Source organism: Micromonospora sp. AMSO12t, assembly GCF_008806585.1.
In the GTDB taxonomy this organism is placed as follows: domain Bacteria; phylum Actinomycetota; class Actinomycetes; order Mycobacteriales; family Micromonosporaceae; genus Micromonospora; species Micromonospora reichwaldensis.
Map to the genome: position 1 here is coordinate 1 of NZ_WAAS01000542.1, position 807 is coordinate 807.

The window sequence follows — 807 nt, forward strand, 5'->3', positions numbered from 1 at the left end:
ACCGTCACCGTCCCCGCCGCCGTCCCCGCCGCCGGCGGCGCCGGTGGTGGCCGCGTTGGCGTGGTCGGTGGTCGGGCTGGCTCCGGCGACGGCCGTGTTGGTGCTGGCGGTGGTCGGGCTGTCATTGGTGGCAGCGGTGGTGGTAGGGCCGGTGGCGTCGGCGAGGGCATCGGTGGGTGGCGGATCGGCGAGGAGGGCCAGGCGGATGAGGCTGACCTTCCGGCTGCCGGCCGGACGCTTCGCCGGGTCGGCGATCCGGTCGTCGTACTCGGTGACCAGGGCGTCGATCCGTGCCCTGAGCGCGGCCATCTCGTCGACGGTGACGTAGACCGGCCGGTCGGCGAAGCCGGTGACCGCCCGCCAGGCCGTCGACTCCTCGGCGCGCCGGGCCAGGAACTCCTCGGCCTTGCGGACGTAGAGGGCGAGCTGGACGGCGCTCAGTTCGTCGACGGCCGCGCGGGTCTGCGGGTCGTCCGAGACGTCGTCCCAGGAGGTGTTGAGGGCGGTGGCCCGCCAGGGCCGCTCGCGGGCGTCGGCGCCGGGTGCCCGCTCGGCGAGCCCGTACTTGGCGAGCTGCCGGAGGTGGAACGAGCAGTTCGGGACGCTCTCGCCGAGCCGCTCGGCAGCCTGGGTCGCAGTCATCGGGCCCTGCTGGCGCAGCAGACCGATCAGCGCCATCCGCAGCGGGTGTGCGTACCCGCGCAGGGCCTTGGGGTCGGAGAGTTTCACCTCGGGCAACGACATACCCTAAAGCTATCTTTATAAAGAACCCTTTAGCAACACCCCAGCCGCCACCACGCTCACCCA

1 protein-coding gene is annotated in these 807 nt (G+C 72.4%); it reads right to left on the reverse strand.

What is annotated here, in order from left to right; genetic code table 11:
* The coding region (locus tag F6X68_RS32865; RefSeq protein ID WP_151457859.1) for a helix-turn-helix domain-containing protein at positions 1 to 744 on the reverse strand (744 nt) is incomplete at its 3' end.
* Positions 745 to 807: the final 63 nt, after the last annotated feature.